Below are 14,282 nucleotides of genomic sequence, written 5' to 3'. Positions count from 1 at the left end.
GTCAGTTCCCCTGTTTTGAGTTTCTAGAATTCCACAGTGGCAAGTGCGGCTTCAGCGTCCGCGGCAAGCCTGGCCTCGTCCAGACCAACGAACGCACCCTTCTCCCAGACGATGCGGCCGTTGATCATGGTCATGTCGGTCGCCATGCCGATGCCGACCTTGGCGATCAGGCTGAGCGGATCATGGCGCGTGCCGACATAATCCATGCGGCGCGTGTCGATCGCGAAGAGATCGGCGGCCATGCCGGGCGCCAGCCGCCCGATGTCCTTGCGGCCGAGCAAGGCGGCCCCGCCAGTCGTCGCATAGCCGAGGAAATCGGCTGGCGGAGGTACCGGATGGGCGCGCGTCGGGGCCACCAGGCACTGCAGCATGTAGCCGGAATGGATGCAATGAATGAGGTTGGAATTGTCGTTCGAGGCAGCGCCATCGCAGCCTAGGCCGACGCGCAGGCCGAAGGCGGACATGGCGGGAATATCCGTCACCTCGGCGCCCACCAGGTAAACCGGCTCCGGGCAATGCGAAACGCCGGTGCCGCTCTTCGCCATGGTGCGAAGCTCGTCGTGCGTCAGTTCCCAGCAATGGGCGTAGAAAGCGTCGGGGCCGGCAAAGCCGATCTCCTCGAGATAATCCACCGTGCGCATGCCGTGGCGGGCCTGGATCACCGGGCTTTCGCCCTCGCCGACATGGGTGTGCATCATGACGCCGCGATCGCGCGCCAGCGAAACCGATTCCACGAAGGTCTCGCGGTAGCAATTGACCGGCTGGCAGGGGGCGACCACGACCTGCCGCATGCTGAAGGGGCTGGTGTCGTGATAGGTGTCGATGAGGCGGGCACAGTCGGCAATGAATTCGTCGGTCGTCTCCAGCATCTCGTCCGGAATGGTCGAGCCCTCGGACTTCGGCAGCGTATTGCCGCCGCGGCCGGCATGGAAACGCATGCCGAGGAGTTCGGCGGCCTCGAATTGCCGGTCGATCAGGCGCTTTCCGGCATGGCGCGGAAAATTATACTGGTGGTCGAAAGCCGTCGTGCAGCCGTGCTTGATCAGTTCGGCCATGGCGGTAACCGAGGAATGGTAGAAACAATCCTCGTTGAGCCGGGAGAAGATCGGATAGATGCGGTCGAGCCATTCGATGACCGAGAGCTTGGTCCAGTCGAGCTCGGCACGGTTGCGCACGAAGCATTGGAAAAAGTGGTGGTGCGTGTTGACGAGGCCGGGATAGACGAACCAGCCATCGGCATCCTGTACGGTCGTGCCCGGTGGCAACTCGCTTCGATGCAGCCCTTCGCCAATCGCTGTTATCGCCGGACCGTTGGTCAGCACATCGACATTACGCTTGACGGTGAGACCCTTGCCCTCATCGACAATAGCCGCTGCGCAGTTTTTCAGGAGATAGCCCGCCATCTCAGGCCTCGCCCGGTTCGAGTTGCGGTTCGGGCTTCAACTCATGCAGCCGGTGGATGCCGGGCATTTCGATGAAGCCGTCGAGGCTGCGGAGTGCGCGCGACCAGAGCCGGATGGTTGGATACGGGTCGAGGGAAACACCGCCGTCGGGTGCCAGCGCAACATAGGGGAAGCAGGCGATGTCGGCGATCGTCGGCTGGTCGGACGCGAGAAACCGCATGCCGCGCATTTTCTGTTCGAAGAGGCCGGCTTCCAGTTCACGCAGCGCCGCTATGCCATTGGCCTGAAGTGCTGCGATATCGCCGGGGCGCAGCAGCATTTCATGCAGGCGCGCGCCGCCGAGATTGGCGGTCAGCCGGTGCGAGAAGGAGAGCCATTGCTGGATGCGGGCTGTCTCCTCCGCCCCGCCGCTGCCGAGCCACGCGGGTGCTGCTTTCGCAACGAGATAGGCGAGCATGGCGGAGGATTCGGTGAGGATCAGGTCGCCGTCTTCAAGAATCGGAATGGAGCCGCCCGGATTGAGCGCCAGAAGTTCGGGGCCGCGATGCTCGGCACCTGGATGGAAATCCACCGGATGGAGATCGAGCTTCGCGCCTACGAGCGCCGCCATCAGGCGCACCTTGTAGCAACTCGGCGAGAGGATGTAGTTGTAGAGCTTCATGCCGCCACCAGCTGCGCACCATAGGTGAAATTGTGGCGTTTCAGCCAGCGGCGATAGGCGACCGAAGTCAGGTCCGCGCGTGTCGGGATCTCCATGCCGGGGTCGAGCGGCAGCAGACGCGGAATCTGGTTCTCCAAGATCGAGCGATCCTGCAGGAAAATCGTCTGCTGGAAATGGATGAGGTCGGTCAGCGAGGTCTCATCGTCGAAGAGCGCCATCCACGGCCAGACGTCACACAGATCCTCGGCGAGCGGCTGGACGAAGAGGGTGATGACATCCCATTCGCTGGGGCGCGGCGGACAGGTCTTGTAGAGGACCGAGCAGGTCGGGGCCGGCACGCGGTACATGTATTCGGTCGTGATCCCGCCAGCAGCCGATTTCGCGGCCTGTGGCTGGTAGAATTTCACCTGGGTTGCCCAGACTTCGTCTTCCTCCTCGCGGATTTCGACCTTGTAGTTCTGGACTTCCGTATGCGGCTCGGCGCCGAGGATGTCGGTATGAACGAAGGGGAAGTGCGCTATGTCGAGGAAATTCTCGACGGCGCGCAGCGGCGAGCAGCGCACGCGCACCACGCCGACATCGACAAAACGGCGGCCGGGCTGGTCTGCCTCGGGAATCGGAAACAGCGGCTTCTTCGGTTCACCAAGCGAGGACCAGACATGGCCATAGCGCACGCAGACGGGCAGGGTGCGCCCGTTGCTGCCCGTCACACGCGCGGTGCCATCGGCATCGAGCGCAACCTTGATCGGCTCGCCCATCAAGGCTGTCTCGCGACCCTCGCTATCGAGTTGGGCGAAAATCCCGACGGGATACCATTCGTCGCGCATTGCACCCTCGGTCATGACACGATCCCTTTCGCTTCGATCCGCTCCGCCATGCGCCGAAGGCTCTCGACGGCCCGCGAGGCGGCGATACGCTCCGGGGCTGTGCAGCCCTCAGGCACGAGCACATGAATCAACGTCTCGCCGTCTTCCTGAGGAACGGGCAGCAGCCGTATTGGCGTCGTACCGGGCATCTCCCAGGAGACGCCGTCTTCGGCAGCCTTCGCGCCGGCGGCGGCAAGTGCTGCACGTCCGGCATGGACCAGCAGGGAACGAAGGGGGACGAAACCTTCAAACAGCGGTGGCCCCGCAGGAGGCTCTCCGTTGGCAACCCAGACAATCCCGCCTGCCTCGTCGGTCGCGTGCGTCACGGCGCGAATCGTATCCGGCGGCACGAGACCGGGATGGGCGGGGATGCGTACGCAGTTGCCGGCCTGCGAATAGCTCCAGCCGTGATAGATGCATGAAAGCTGCTCGCCGCGCACGAAACCGTGGGAAAGGCGCATGCCGCGATGAGGACAGCGATCCGCCGATGCCGCGACGCGCCCTGATTGGCTTCGCCAAAGGGCAATGGAACCGGCGGGAATCCGTGCCGGCATGGCAGTTCCCGGCGGCAAATCCTGGGCAAGGGCGACTGGCACCCAGGTGTCCGTCTTGTCGGACAGCATGACCTTACTTTCCGTACTTTACTCAATATTCGCCGAGCTTTGAGGCGTCAGCGGAAGAAGATGGCGGAATGCTCGACCCAGCGACGTTTGCATAATAATTTCGCATTTGCAACATTGATTAAATCGAGTGCAATCAATGGCGAGCGCACGCAAAACTAGCTGGATTCCCGATCGGCCGGCGCGCGGTCGATGGTCTCGACCCAGACCTCGATAGGTCCGAGCGAGCACCCCATTTCCATCATATCGATCAGTTCCACCGAACCGGAAAGCTCGAGTTCTATGCGGTCCGAACTCGTGTGCGCGATCTTCTGCACAAGGCCGAGCTTGGCGGCATGGCGGTTGATCCACGGCACGAAGGACGCAGGCGCGAGGTCGCCGCGAATGGTCATCCGCTCGTCGAAATGGTTTTGACGTCGCTCCGTCATCAAGGCCTCGCGCTTGCTGTTATCCCCAGCATAGCGACTGAATTCCTTGACGGAAGGGGCAATTGACGGGTGATTGCGGTTTTCTGGCAATTGCCGGGATGGGCCGTGTTCTTCTAACCCAACTCCGAAACAACCCACTATCCGTTCAGACGCCGGCCATCCGAACCGAACAACCTGACATTCTCAACCTCCGGGCTGATCCATATGACCTCGTCGGGCTCCAGCGTGGTGCGCGCCCTGGTGACGACGACGATCGTATGGTCGCCGGCGGATAAAACAATCTGGGTTTCCGAACCGAGCGGCTCGATAACGACCACCTTAGCAGGAAAGCCCGTTCCGGGTTCGGTGATGGTGACATATTCGGGCCGGATGCCGAATATCACTTCGGAATCTTTGGATGCGGCGAACGCCCGAGGCAACGGCAGCACTACATCCGGGCTCAACCGGAACACGGCGGATCCGGCAGCATTTTCGATCCTGCCCTTGAGAAGGTTCATCGAGGGCGAGCCGATGAACTCGGCGACGAACACGCTTTGCGGATTGTCGTAGAGATCGAGCGGCCGGCCGATCTGCTCGATATTGCCAGCATTCATGACGACGATGCGGTCGGCCATGGTCATCGCCTCGACCTGGTCATGGGTGACATAGACCGTGGTCGTGGCGAGCCGCCGGTGCAGGCTCTTGATCTCGGCACGCATCGCGACGCGGAGCTTGGCATCGAGATTGCTGAGCGGCTCGTCGAACAGGAACACCTTCGGATCGCGAACGATCGAGCGGCCCATGGCGACACGCTGGCGCTGGCCGCCCGAGAGCTGGCGCGGATAGCGGTCTAGCAAAGGCGTGAGGCCTAGGATCTGAGCGGCTTCGGCGACTCGGCGCTCTTTCTCGGCTTTCGGCGCGCCGGCGAGGGTCATCGAGAATGCCATGTTCTCGGCAACCGTCATGTGCGGATAGAGCGCGTAGCTCTGGAACACCATGGAGATGTCGCGCTCCTTGGGCGGAAGGTTGTTGACCACCCGTCCGCCGATGCTGATCGTACCATCGGTGATGTTTTCGAGCCCCGCGATCATCCGCAGCAGCGTCGATTTTCCACAGCCGGATGGACCGACGAGAACCACGAATTCGCCATCCGCGATATCGACCGAGACGCCGTGCAGCACCTCGATGGCGCCATAGGCCTTGCGGGCCTTGTCGATGGTAACGTTCGCCATCAGACCGCTCCGATCCGGATTTCGTTCGACGACAGCGCGCCTTCATGCACCAGCAGTCCCACGCCGCCATCGGCGAAGGCGTCGCGGCTGTCATCCTCAACTGAGAGCGATGTGCCATTGGCCTTGAAGGAAATGCGGTTACCCTTGGCGGAAACCTTCATCGAGATCGGCGTTTCGAACTCGGTGGCAAAGTCGGTTTCGGCCAACACCTGTGTGTCCTCGTCGCGGACGCGGACGATCTGCATCTTGCCGTCGCGGGTCACGCGGGCGCCGTAGAAGCGGCGCAGGCCCTGGGCACGGACGGCCATGCCGCCGTAATTGCCGAGATGCATCATCACGTCTCCCGATGCCTCGTAATCTGTCCATTGGCGGGTGCCGTGGATGATGATGCCTTCGCCACGGTTTTGCGCGATCCGGAACGCCTGCGGGAAGCGCTTGGAAAAGAAGCTCGCGCCATTGACCCAGGACATGCGCCAGAAATCGCAATCCCCGGTGGGGCGGCGAAGTGTCAGCTCAGGCCCGCCATCCCAGCGGAGATAGTCGATCAACAGCCGGCCATCGGCGCGCTTGCCGCTGCCGGTGATGGCGATGCCGATCTCGGCGATCGGCTGGCCGCCGGTGTCGGGCAGCCGCCATTCGAGGACCGTCTCATGGCCGGCGGCGATGCTGACGATCTCGCCGTCGATATCGGTGAGCTGGTCGCGCTCGTTATAGACCCGGATGCGCAGGCGGACGTCAACCGAGCCCTTGTTGCCGCCATCGGCCCTGACGCGGGCTTTGACCACCTGGCCGGGATAGACCAGCGGCGTCGCCATCAGGTCATAGGTGCGCATGTCGAGCATCTCGCGCGGCGAGAATGTCGGCGTGGTGGCGGATGCGACCTGTCCGGGGCCGAGCGCCTCGTAATCGATCACCAGCGCCCGGCTGCCTTCGAATTCGGCATTGCCGATGCGCACCGTCTTGCTGGCGTCGATCGCCGGCTGCGGCCGGAAACCCTGCTGGCTGCCCGGCAGGGAGAAATGGAACTGCGCGCCGCTCTTCGGGGCATCGAGTGCCTGGCCGCCCGAGAGTTCAAGCCCGAGATTGGTGAGGAAATAGGCCTGCTTCACGGCATCGTTGATCGAGTTGCCGCCATCGGCCGAGGAGATCAGCATGCGGTCGGCGATCGGGCCGCGCCAGTCGGGGCCTTCCTCTAGTCCTTCAAGGCCGTTCATGATGCCGAGCAGGCAGCCGACATTGCCGGCATTGCAGTCGGTGTCCCAGCCCGACGTATTGACGATCATCTGCGCCTTCTGGAAATCATGCGGCGCATAGAGGACCGACATGATCATCAGAGCGTGATTGGGCACGACATGGCAATTGCCGGGATATTTGTCATAGCCGTAATTGTCCTGGATCTTCTGGCGCGTATCGCGCCAATCGGGATGGGCCTTGTGCCAGGCGCGGACGTCGGCGATCAGCCTGGCGATCAGGCTGTCCCGCGGAATCTGGGCAAGGCCGGTCTCGAGCAGGTGCTCGATATCGGCTGATCCGAACGCTTCGGCTTCCATCGCGGCCCACAACATGGCGGCATAAACGGATTCGCCGTCGTGGCTGACCTTGCCGGCCTGTTCGGCGAGCCTGGCCGCCAGTTCCGGCTGATTCGGCGCGACCATCGCCCAACCGTCGATGAAGATCTGCGCGCCGATCTGCTCCGCGACGGCCTGACCATTGGTGGCGATCGAACCTGATGCAGGCGCGGGGACGCCCTTCTTGAGATTGAGCCAGGCGGTGTGTTCGGTGGAATTGCCGTTGCCGCCCCACCAGAGAATGGCGCGATCCTCGACGATATAATTGAGCCAGGCCTTGCCGATTTCCTCCGCCGACAGATCCTTCTTGATGCCGTAGTCCTCGAGTGCCCGGACGAAGGTGAACGTGCCGGCGACGTCGTCGTCGGTGACGACGAGCGGCTGGTTCAGGCGCTCATGCACGTAATATTCGATCGGCCCAAGCTCCTCCATGATCTTCTGGTAGGTCCAGCCTTCGAACGGACGGCCGAGATAGACGCCGACAAGCTTGCCGAGAACGCCGGCATAGACGCGTTCGAGATAGTCGTTGGGAAGTTGCATCACATTCTCCATCAAAATATTCAAATCGTTCAGGTCTTGATTGCTATCGGGCTCAGCCCTTGACGGCGCCGCCGGCCATGCCCTCGATGAAACGTCGCTGCATGAAGACGAAAAGCGCGACTACGGGCAGCACGATGATCAGGGCTGCCGCCATGATCTCACCCCAGTCCGAGCTGTACTGACCGGACAACAGGAAGAAGGCGATGACGGCCGTGGTATTTTCCTGCTTCTGCAGGAAGGTCGTGGCGATCAGGAACTCGTTCCAGGAATTGAGCCCGATGATCAGCGCCACGGTGAGGATGCCGGGCGAGACGATCGGCAACATGACCCGCCAGAACACCTGCCACGAGGTCGCGCCATCGACGATCGCGGCCTCCTCGAGTTCCTTGGGAACGGCGATGAAATAGGTTCGCATCAGCATCACCGCGAAGGGGCTGAAGATCGCCGAATAGATCAGCGCCACGCCGAAGATGTTGTTGATCATGCCGAGCTTGGCAAAGCCGAAATAGAGCGGGAAGATATAGAGCTGGATCGGCGCCGTCGTGGTCGCCAACAGGTAGAAGGTGAGGATTTTCCAGGACTCGATCTTCTTGCGGGCAATGACATAGGCGGTCAGCGAAGACGTGCTGCAGACGATGACGATCGTCGTCCCGCTCACCAGCAGCGAGTTGATGAAGGTCCGTGAAAACTTCGCGTGTTTCCAGGCATTGGCGAAATTCTCCCAGCGGATCGTTTCGGGCAGGCCGAGCGGATTTTGCACGATTTGCGCCGCCGGCTTCAGGGAATTGAGCACAAGCAGTACGATCGGAAACAGCGCTATGAAGGCGAAGATCGAGAGCATCGCATAGGCGACGAAGAGCGTGGCACGGCTTTCGACGAGTCTCATTGTTCGCCCTCCTTCGTCTGGATGCGGACATAGAAGAAAGTGCCGACAAGGCCGAACAGGCTGATCACCAGCGCTGCCGCGGCCGCGCGCCCGACATTGAGATCATAGAAGGCGTTGCGATAGGCGAGCGTCGAAAGCAATTCGCTGGAAAGGGCGGGTCCGCCCTGTGTCAGGATGTAGACGAAATCGAAGGCGAGGAACGACCAGATCACGGTCATGATCATGAGAAGCATGATCGTCGGGCGAATGGCCGGCAGCATGACATAGCGCATCATCTGGACATAGGTGGCGCCCTCGATGCGGGCCGCCTCGATCTGCTCCTGCGGCACCTGTCTGAGTGCTGCGAAGAAGATGACGCAGAGGAAACCCCACCAATGCCAGAGGTCGACCGTGGCAACGCCGAACAGCGCCATTGATGGCTGGCTCAGCGGGTTGGTAATCGGAATCCCATACTGTTTCAGAAGACCGAAAACGCCGGTTACGGGACTATAGATCATGCCCTGCCAGACGCGTGCCGTGATGACTGTCGCGATCACCACCGGCAGGAAATAGACGATCTGGAAGAAATTGCTGCCGCGCCGCGCGATCAACAGCATCGATGCGGCAAGCAGGCCCATCGCCATGGGGACAACAAGGAAGATCGCCGTCCAGATAATGTTGTTTCCGAGTGCCACCCAGAATACGCGATCAGCGGCGAGCGATTGAAAGTTCGCCAGTCCTGCATATGTCGGCATGCCGAGGCCGTCGAAATTGCAGAAGGCAAGCACCACGGTCAGCAATGCCGGGATCAGCACGATGACGAAATTGATGATCATCGTCGGAACGACGTAGAGCCAGTGCATGGGAATTTTCCTCCAGGTGGAGGCGATGGGCTCACCATCGCCTCCGGTCCTTATGTCGTGGTATCAGGCGCGGGGCGGTATAGCGGGAGCCTTGCCGGCTTCCTTCTCGCCTTTGAACGTCTCGTCGAGCTTCTTGAGGAAATCCGTCGTGGATGTCTTCTTGAGCCAGACTTCCTCCATGCCGCTCACCAGATAGGTATCCGTCGCGGGCGGCAGGAAGGTCCAGGTCGTGTAACCGTAATTGCCGGCGCCGACGGCGGCGGACAGTTCCTTCATCACCTCGGTGTAGAGCGGCAGAACCTTGTCGGACAGCTTGACCTTGGAGAGATCGACCAGCGGCAGGTTCCACTCGCCCTGCCAGACCGAATTCATTGCGCTGTAGAACTCGTCCGAGAACATGTAGTCGAGCACGCCGGCGGCGCCATCCGGATTTTCCGACTTCGCATTGACGGAGAGCGTCGAACCGACGCCGAGGGCGAAGACCGGATCACCCTTCATGCTGGGGAAGCCAACGAAGCCGGGCTCGACATTGTTTGGCGGGAAGTAGGCCGGTATGTTGGTGAAGCTCCACGTGCCGGTCGGCGCCATGCCGGCCTGGCCGGTGGCGATCTGGGCAAAGGATTGTTCGAGCGTCAGCGAGAAATAGTTTTCGCCGTAATAGCCCTTGTCCCACCACTCGGCGAGCTTGTCGATCGCAGTAGCGAAAGCCGCATCCGTCCAGGGGATCGCGCCGGTAAGCGCCTTGTAGACGTTATCCGGGCCAGCGATCGAGTTGAAGGCGATCGAAACGTGCCATTCGTTGGCCCCGCGCCAGTCGGCATTGCCGGCACCGAAAGCCACAAGACCCTTGGCCTTCATCTCGTCGGCCAGCGCTTCGAGTTCGGCTATCGTGGTCGGCGCTTTCCAGTTGTTCGCGGCGAACAAAGTCTTGTTGTAGAAAAGTCCAAGTGTCTCGTAAGTCTTGGCCAGCGCGTAGAGCTTGCCTTCATATTTCCCCATGTCGAGGAACATCGGCAGCAAGCGTTCATTCCAGCCGAACTTCTTTGCATAGTCATCCAGGGGAAGCAGCTGGCCGGCCTGCGCCATCGCCGCGACATAGCTGGGACCTGCGGTATAGACGACATCCGGGCCGGTGCCCGACAACATCGCCACACGCAGCTGCTTGTCGAGATCCGAGCCACGGAAATCGATGCTCAAAGCGTTCTCGGGATGCTTGGTATTGAAGGCGTCCACGAGAAACTTCTGCAGGTTCTCCTGGTTTTCGGGTGAGGCAGACTCATACCAGAATCCGACCGGTTTGGCGTCCTGGCCAAAGGCCAGACGTGACATGAATGGCAGGGTTGCAAGACCGAGCCCGGCCTTGAGTAGTGTGCGGCGTTCCATGAGTTCCTCCTCCAGGTTACCTCAAGTGGTTCGGGTCGAACCCCTTTGGATCAGTTCGAATGGCATTTCGAGTGCAGTGCCTGCGCCGGTTTTCCGGCCTTGCAGGCGTTCCATCAGCGTCAGGGCGGCAGTCTTGCCCATGTCCGACTGGAATTGAGCAACCGTGGTCAGTGATGGCGTGACCAGCTTGGCGGCCGAGATATCGTCGAAGCCCGCCACGGCGATCTGTTCGGGGATTTTGATGTCCCTCTCGCGAAGCGCCTGCATGACGCCGATCGCCATCAGGTCGTTGGCGGCAAAGATTGCGGTCGGCTGAAAGCCGCTTGCGAGGATGGCTTCAGTGGCGCGGATGCCGCCGACCTCGTTGAATTCTTCATCGATGACGACATGATCGGCATAGCCCTTCTCGGCCAGTGCCGCGCGATAGCCCATGATGCGCGTGCCCTGTGGGCCACCGCGACCTGCGACCATGGCGATGCGGGCATGGCCTTGTCCGATCAGATATTCCGTCACACCGAAGGCTGCCGCGTGGCTATCGACAAAGATATCGTCGATCGCGAGTTCGCCGCCGCGCTTCTTCGAGGATTCGATGCGGACGACCGGGACACCGGCCTCGACCAGCGGGCCGAAATCGCTGGCACGCAGGGTGAAGAACACGCCGATCACGCCATCGACACGACCCTGCCTGGCCCAATCCAGGAAATGCCTCTCCCTCTCGGGCGAACCATCCGTGTTGACGGCGATCACATCGTAGTTGAGGCCGTCGGTCACGGTCTGGATGCCGCGGATCAGCGATGGATAAAACGGGTTGGAGATATCCGGCACGATGCAGGCGATGGTCATCGAGCGGCTGGTCTTCAGCGCCTGCGCGAACCGGTTCGGCACATAGCCGAGGTCCTTGGCGGCCTTGGTGATGCGCTGCCAGGTTTCGGCGGGAATGGAGGGTGCGCCGCCGCCGCTGAGCACCATAGACACCGTGGCCTGGGAGACCCCGGCCGCCTTTGCGACGTCTTTCTGTGTTGCGCGTCCGACCACGTTTTGCTCTGCTTATACGTATTAGTGATACGTATCATTAAAGCGACGCCTGGTTGGTTGTCAATCGATTTTCTGCGGTGAAATGGATCACGGATGATCCGGTGGTCGTGCACTGGTTGGAAAGACGCCGTTGCGCGGCAGTTTGAAATCGGTGCAAATCTTTACCTTGGACAGGCAATCGACCCCGGTGTAAGGGAAGAGGCAGCATGGAGAACGCACTTCCCCTTCTCGGCCTGCTTGCCTGGTTGCAGGTCAAGCACTTCGTCGCCGACTATCTGCTGCAGCCGGCCTGGATTCTCCGGGGCAAGGGCGATTTTCGCCATCCCGGCGGATATGCCCATGCCGCGATCCATGTCGCGGGCACCATCCCCGGTCTCGTGGTGTTCGGGGTGGACGTAACAACAATCGCAGTCGCGGCGTTGGTCGAATTCGTGATCCACTACCTGATCGACCATTTCAAGGCAGTTTACTCGCGCACCCATCCGGCCGATGTGACGACCCGCGCCTTCTGGGCCTCACATGGCTTAGACCAGCTCCTGCATCACCTGACCTATACCGGGATCTTGATCGCAGCGTTGTGAGGCTTCGCCGCTCCAATGAGGTGTGCGGACTCCGGGTGGTGATCTCCCCGGACGTTGCCGTTGTCATGCCGAGATCTTGGCCGCGTAGCGCGCCTCGCCTTCGGCAATGAGATCCTCGGCAAGCGAGAAGCCGAGGCCGGGGTCCTGGAAGGCGTCGATCCAGCCATTGACCGGTGCCAGGTTCGGTGACGACACGATGTCCTTCTGCACCAACTGCCACATGATCTGATTGCCGTCGTCGAGATTGGGGATGGCGAGCGCGATATGATGCTCGGCGCAGGTGGTGATGCCCGTCGTGAAGGAGGAATGGATGCAGATTTTCAGGCCCGCCGATTCCGCGACGGCCGCCACCTTCATCATCGGCTGTATGCCGCCGATCTCGCGTGGGCCGATGCAAATCATGTCGGCGGCCTGCTGGCGGCAGATCTCGTAGACGTCGTAGAGCGTGAATGCCGACTGGTCGGCGACGATGGGTATGCCGACTGCTTGCCGTACCTGCGCCATGGCCGCAATGCTGAAACTGTTGGTCGGCTGCTCGATGAATTCGATGTCGTATTTCTCGAGCTTGCGGCACATATTGATTGCATCGACCACGCTCCAGCCTTCGTTGGCATCGAGCCGCAGCCGGGCGTTGCCGATTTCCCGCCGCACGGCGCCGGTGATTTCGAGATCGATTTTCTCGCCGCGACCGACCTTGAGGTAGAAGACGCGTTCGCCGTTGGCGTAACCGGCGGCGGCATCGCGTGCGAGTTCCTCAGCGGTTTCGCCCTGGAGGAAATAGAAGTAGCCGACCGCCTTGCGGTGTGCGCCGCCGAGCAGGCGGTGCACTGGCAGTCCGGCAAGCTTGCCCTGGAGGTCCCACATCGCCATGTCGATGCCGGAGAAGATCTGGTTTGCGGCGCGCATGACATTGGCGCCGTGACCGAGATACTCCTGGCGAAAAATGCGGTCGATCAGCGGCGCGACATCATAGGGCGAATGGCCGACGAGATGGCCCGCGAGCCGCTTGAGGATGGCGGCAGTCCCTGTCTGATCCGGTGCCACGGTGCATTCGCCGATCCCCACCGTGCCGTCGTCGGTCTCGATCTCGATCAGGTTGACCGCGAAGGATTCGCGGATGCCGTAGGACCAGTGGTAGGGCTGCTTCAAAGGCAGGACCAGTGGGCGAACCCGCACTTTGGTAATCTTGACCATTCTTATTTCCTCGTAGGGCTGCGATTGTGTTTCAAGTGCCCCTCATCTGCCTGCCGGCATCTTCTCCCCGTAATGACGGGGAGAAGGGACTCGTGGGACTTCAGGTGTCCCCTCGCCCCGTCCTTGCGGGGAGAGGGCTAGGGTGAGGGGCAAAGGCCGTTTGACTACATTCCGATCGACTTCAGATAGCCGGCAGCGACGGTCTCGATGGTCTTCTTGTCCACATCGACTTCGCTGTTCAGCCGCTGCATGGTGGCGTCGTCGAGCTTGGTCGAAACGCCCTCGAGGATTTCCTTGAGATCGGGATGCGCATCGAGCACTTCCTTGCGGATGACAGGTGTCAGCGCGTAGTTCGGGAAGAAGCCCTTGTCGTCCTTCAGCAGGCGCAGCTTGAGGGCCGCGATCTGGCCGTCGGTTGCCTGTGCCGCGATCGTGTCGAGGTCGCCATTGGCCAGCGCGTTATAGGCGAGGCCGAGGTCCATCGGGCGGACATTCGCACGCCCTGCTTCGAAGCCATAGGTTTCCTGAAGGCCAAGCAGGCCGTCCGGACGCTTGGGGAACTCCGCGGTCGTGCCCATGACGATCGCCGTGCCGGCATTATAGGCGGCGGCGAGGTCGGAGAGCGTCTGCAGCTTATCGGTCTTCGGGTTGTCGCCGCGCACGACATAGGCATAGGTGTTGTTGGCCTTGGACGGTGCGAGCCAGACGAGGCCCTTCTCGCCATCAAGTTCCTTGACCTTGTTGTAGGTGTCTTCGGGCGACAGGCGGTCCTTGATCTTGTTGAAGGTGATCAGCGAGGTGCCGGTATATTCCCAATAGACATCGACTTCGCCGTTTTCGAGTGCGGCGCGGACGATCTTGGTGCCCATGCCGTCCTTCTTGTCGACGGTGTAGCCCTTGCTTTCCAGAAGCTGCTTGGTGATCTCGGCGATGACGAGCTGCTCGGTAAAGTTCTTGCCGCCGACGGTGATTGTGTCGGCCGCCCAGGCTGTGCCGCCTGCGATGATGAGTGCCGCAGCCGTTGCCAATGCCTTTGCAAATTTCGAAATGATAGACATATTCCC

At 61.3% G+C, this 14,282-nt stretch carries 14 protein-coding genes; 1 reads left to right on the top strand and 13 read right to left on the bottom strand.

The window, feature by feature from the left end; translation table 11 throughout:
- Positions 1-23 precede the first annotated feature (23 nt).
- The 11 genes from IHQ71_RS20140 to IHQ71_RS20090 all read right to left on the bottom strand — a co-directional run bounded on the left by IHQ71_RS20140 (position 24) and on the right by IHQ71_RS20090 (position 11,443).
- Positions 24-1,403, bottom strand: coding sequence for an amidohydrolase (locus IHQ71_RS20140; RefSeq protein ID WP_258158220.1), 1,380 nt, complete (start codon positions 1,401-1,403; stop codon positions 24-26).
- Position 1,404: 1 nt separating this feature from the next.
- Positions 1,405-2,064: a glutathione S-transferase family protein gene (locus IHQ71_RS20135; protein ID WP_258158219.1), complete on the bottom strand. Its 660-nt coding sequence runs from the start codon at positions 2,062-2,064 to the stop codon at positions 1,405-1,407.
- Positions 2,061-2,906, bottom strand: a complete 846-nt coding sequence (locus IHQ71_RS20130; RefSeq protein WP_258158218.1) for an aromatic ring-hydroxylating dioxygenase subunit alpha — start codon at positions 2,904-2,906, stop codon at positions 2,061-2,063. Before IHQ71_RS20130 ends, IHQ71_RS20135 begins: the two co-directional genes overlap by 4 nt.
- A complete protein-coding gene (locus IHQ71_RS20125) occupies positions 2,903-3,553 on the bottom strand; it encodes a Rieske 2Fe-2S domain-containing protein (RefSeq protein ID WP_258158217.1) in 651 nt (216 codons plus the stop codon). The genes IHQ71_RS20130 and IHQ71_RS20125 overlap by 4 nt, the downstream gene beginning before the upstream one ends.
- 155 nt (positions 3,554-3,708) lie before the next feature.
- Positions 3,709-3,978 (bottom strand): acylphosphatase, encoded by a 270-nt coding sequence (locus IHQ71_RS20120; protein WP_258158216.1) that lies wholly within the window; start codon positions 3,976-3,978, stop codon positions 3,709-3,711.
- A gap of 137 nt (positions 3,979-4,115) precedes the next feature.
- Positions 4,116-5,189 (bottom strand): ABC transporter ATP-binding protein, encoded by a 1,074-nt coding sequence (locus tag IHQ71_RS20115; RefSeq protein WP_258158215.1) that lies wholly within the window; start codon positions 5,187-5,189, stop codon positions 4,116-4,118.
- On the bottom strand, positions 5,189-7,297 hold the full coding sequence (locus tag IHQ71_RS20110) for an ADP-ribosylglycohydrolase family protein (RefSeq protein WP_258158214.1): 2,109 nt from the start codon (positions 7,295-7,297) through the stop codon (positions 5,189-5,191). Before IHQ71_RS20110 ends, IHQ71_RS20115 begins: the two co-directional genes overlap by 1 nt.
- Before the next feature lie 52 nt (positions 7,298-7,349).
- Positions 7,350-8,183: a carbohydrate ABC transporter permease gene (locus IHQ71_RS20105; RefSeq protein WP_258158213.1), complete on the bottom strand. Its 834-nt coding sequence runs from the start codon at positions 8,181-8,183 to the stop codon at positions 7,350-7,352.
- Positions 8,180-9,025 carry a carbohydrate ABC transporter permease gene (locus IHQ71_RS20100; RefSeq protein ID WP_258158212.1) on the bottom strand — a complete coding sequence of 282 codons (846 nt, stop codon included), beginning with the start codon at positions 9,023-9,025 and terminating at the stop codon, positions 8,180-8,182. Before IHQ71_RS20100 ends, IHQ71_RS20105 begins: the two co-directional genes overlap by 4 nt.
- 63 nt (positions 9,026-9,088) lie before the next feature.
- Complete coding sequence (locus tag IHQ71_RS20095) at positions 9,089-10,408, bottom strand: ABC transporter substrate-binding protein (protein ID WP_258158211.1); 1,320 nt, start codon at positions 10,406-10,408, stop codon at positions 9,089-9,091.
- Positions 10,409-10,429: 21 nt separating this feature from the next.
- Positions 10,430-11,443: a LacI family DNA-binding transcriptional regulator gene (locus tag IHQ71_RS20090; protein ID WP_258158210.1), complete on the bottom strand. Its 1,014-nt coding sequence runs from the start codon at positions 11,441-11,443 to the stop codon at positions 10,430-10,432.
- 206 nt (positions 11,444-11,649) lie between these two features.
- Here IHQ71_RS20090 and IHQ71_RS20085 point away from each other — a divergent pair, with 206 nt between their 5' ends.
- Complete coding sequence (locus tag IHQ71_RS20085; RefSeq protein ID WP_258158209.1) at positions 11,650-12,024, top strand: DUF3307 domain-containing protein; 375 nt, start codon at positions 11,650-11,652, stop codon at positions 12,022-12,024.
- A 63-nt stretch (positions 12,025-12,087) separates the two neighbouring features.
- Here IHQ71_RS20085 and IHQ71_RS20080 read toward each other — a convergent pair whose 3' ends face one another.
- The gene (locus IHQ71_RS20080) at positions 12,088-13,218 is read right to left on the bottom strand and encodes a mandelate racemase/muconate lactonizing enzyme family protein (RefSeq protein ID WP_258158208.1); all 1,131 of its coding nucleotides are present in this window, start codon (positions 13,216-13,218) and stop codon (positions 12,088-12,090) included.
- A 164-nt stretch (positions 13,219-13,382) separates the two neighbouring features.
- On the bottom strand, positions 13,383-14,276 hold the full coding sequence (locus IHQ71_RS20075; protein WP_258158207.1) for a glycine betaine ABC transporter substrate-binding protein: 894 nt from the start codon (positions 14,274-14,276) through the stop codon (positions 13,383-13,385).
- Positions 14,277-14,282 lie beyond the last annotated feature (6 nt).

This window comes from Rhizobium sp. TH2 (assembly GCF_024707525.1).
Lineage (GTDB): Bacteria > Pseudomonadota > Alphaproteobacteria > Rhizobiales > Rhizobiaceae > Rhizobium_E.
This window is presented reverse-complemented; position numbering and strand designations above follow the sequence as displayed.

What these genes read in the sequence shown, in the direction of transcription:
- IHQ71_RS20140 (WP_258158220.1), bottom strand. Translation starts at nt 1,403, where the DNA reads ATGGCGGGCTATCTCCTGAAAAACTGCGCAGCGGCTATTGTCGATGAG.
- IHQ71_RS20135 (WP_258158219.1), bottom strand. Translation starts at nt 2,064, where the DNA reads ATGAAGCTCTACAACTACATCCTCTCGCCGAGTTGCTACAAGGTGCGC.
- IHQ71_RS20130 (WP_258158218.1), bottom strand. Translation starts at nt 2,906, where the DNA reads ATGACCGAGGGTGCAATGCGCGACGAATGGTATCCCGTCGGGATTTTC.
- IHQ71_RS20125 (WP_258158217.1), bottom strand. Translation starts at nt 3,553, where the DNA reads ATGCTGTCCGACAAGACGGACACCTGGGTGCCAGTCGCCCTTGCCCAG.
- IHQ71_RS20120 (WP_258158216.1), bottom strand. Translation starts at nt 3,978, where the DNA reads ATGACGGAGCGACGTCAAAACCATTTCGACGAGCGGATGACCATTCGC.
- IHQ71_RS20115 (WP_258158215.1), bottom strand. Translation starts at nt 5,189, where the DNA reads ATGGCGAACGTTACCATCGACAAGGCCCGCAAGGCCTATGGCGCCATC.
- IHQ71_RS20110 (WP_258158214.1), bottom strand. Translation starts at nt 7,297, where the DNA reads ATGCAACTTCCCAACGACTATCTCGAACGCGTCTATGCCGGCGTTCTC.
- IHQ71_RS20105 (WP_258158213.1), bottom strand. Translation starts at nt 8,183, where the DNA reads ATGAGACTCGTCGAAAGCCGTGCCACGCTCTTCGTCGCCTATGCGATG.
- IHQ71_RS20100 (WP_258158212.1), bottom strand. Translation starts at nt 9,025, where the DNA reads ATGCACTGGCTCTACGTCGTTCCGACGATGATCATCAATTTCGTCATC.
- IHQ71_RS20095 (WP_258158211.1), bottom strand. Translation starts at nt 10,408, where the DNA reads ATGGAACGCCGCACACTACTCAAGGCCGGGCTCGGTCTTGCAACCCTG.
- IHQ71_RS20085 (WP_258158209.1), top strand. Translation starts at nt 11,650, where the DNA reads ATGGAGAACGCACTTCCCCTTCTCGGCCTGCTTGCCTGGTTGCAGGTC.
- IHQ71_RS20080 (WP_258158208.1), bottom strand. Translation starts at nt 13,218, where the DNA reads ATGGTCAAGATTACCAAAGTGCGGGTTCGCCCACTGGTCCTGCCTTTG.
- IHQ71_RS20075 (WP_258158207.1), bottom strand. Translation starts at nt 14,276, where the DNA reads ATGTCTATCATTTCGAAATTTGCAAAGGCATTGGCAACGGCTGCGGCA.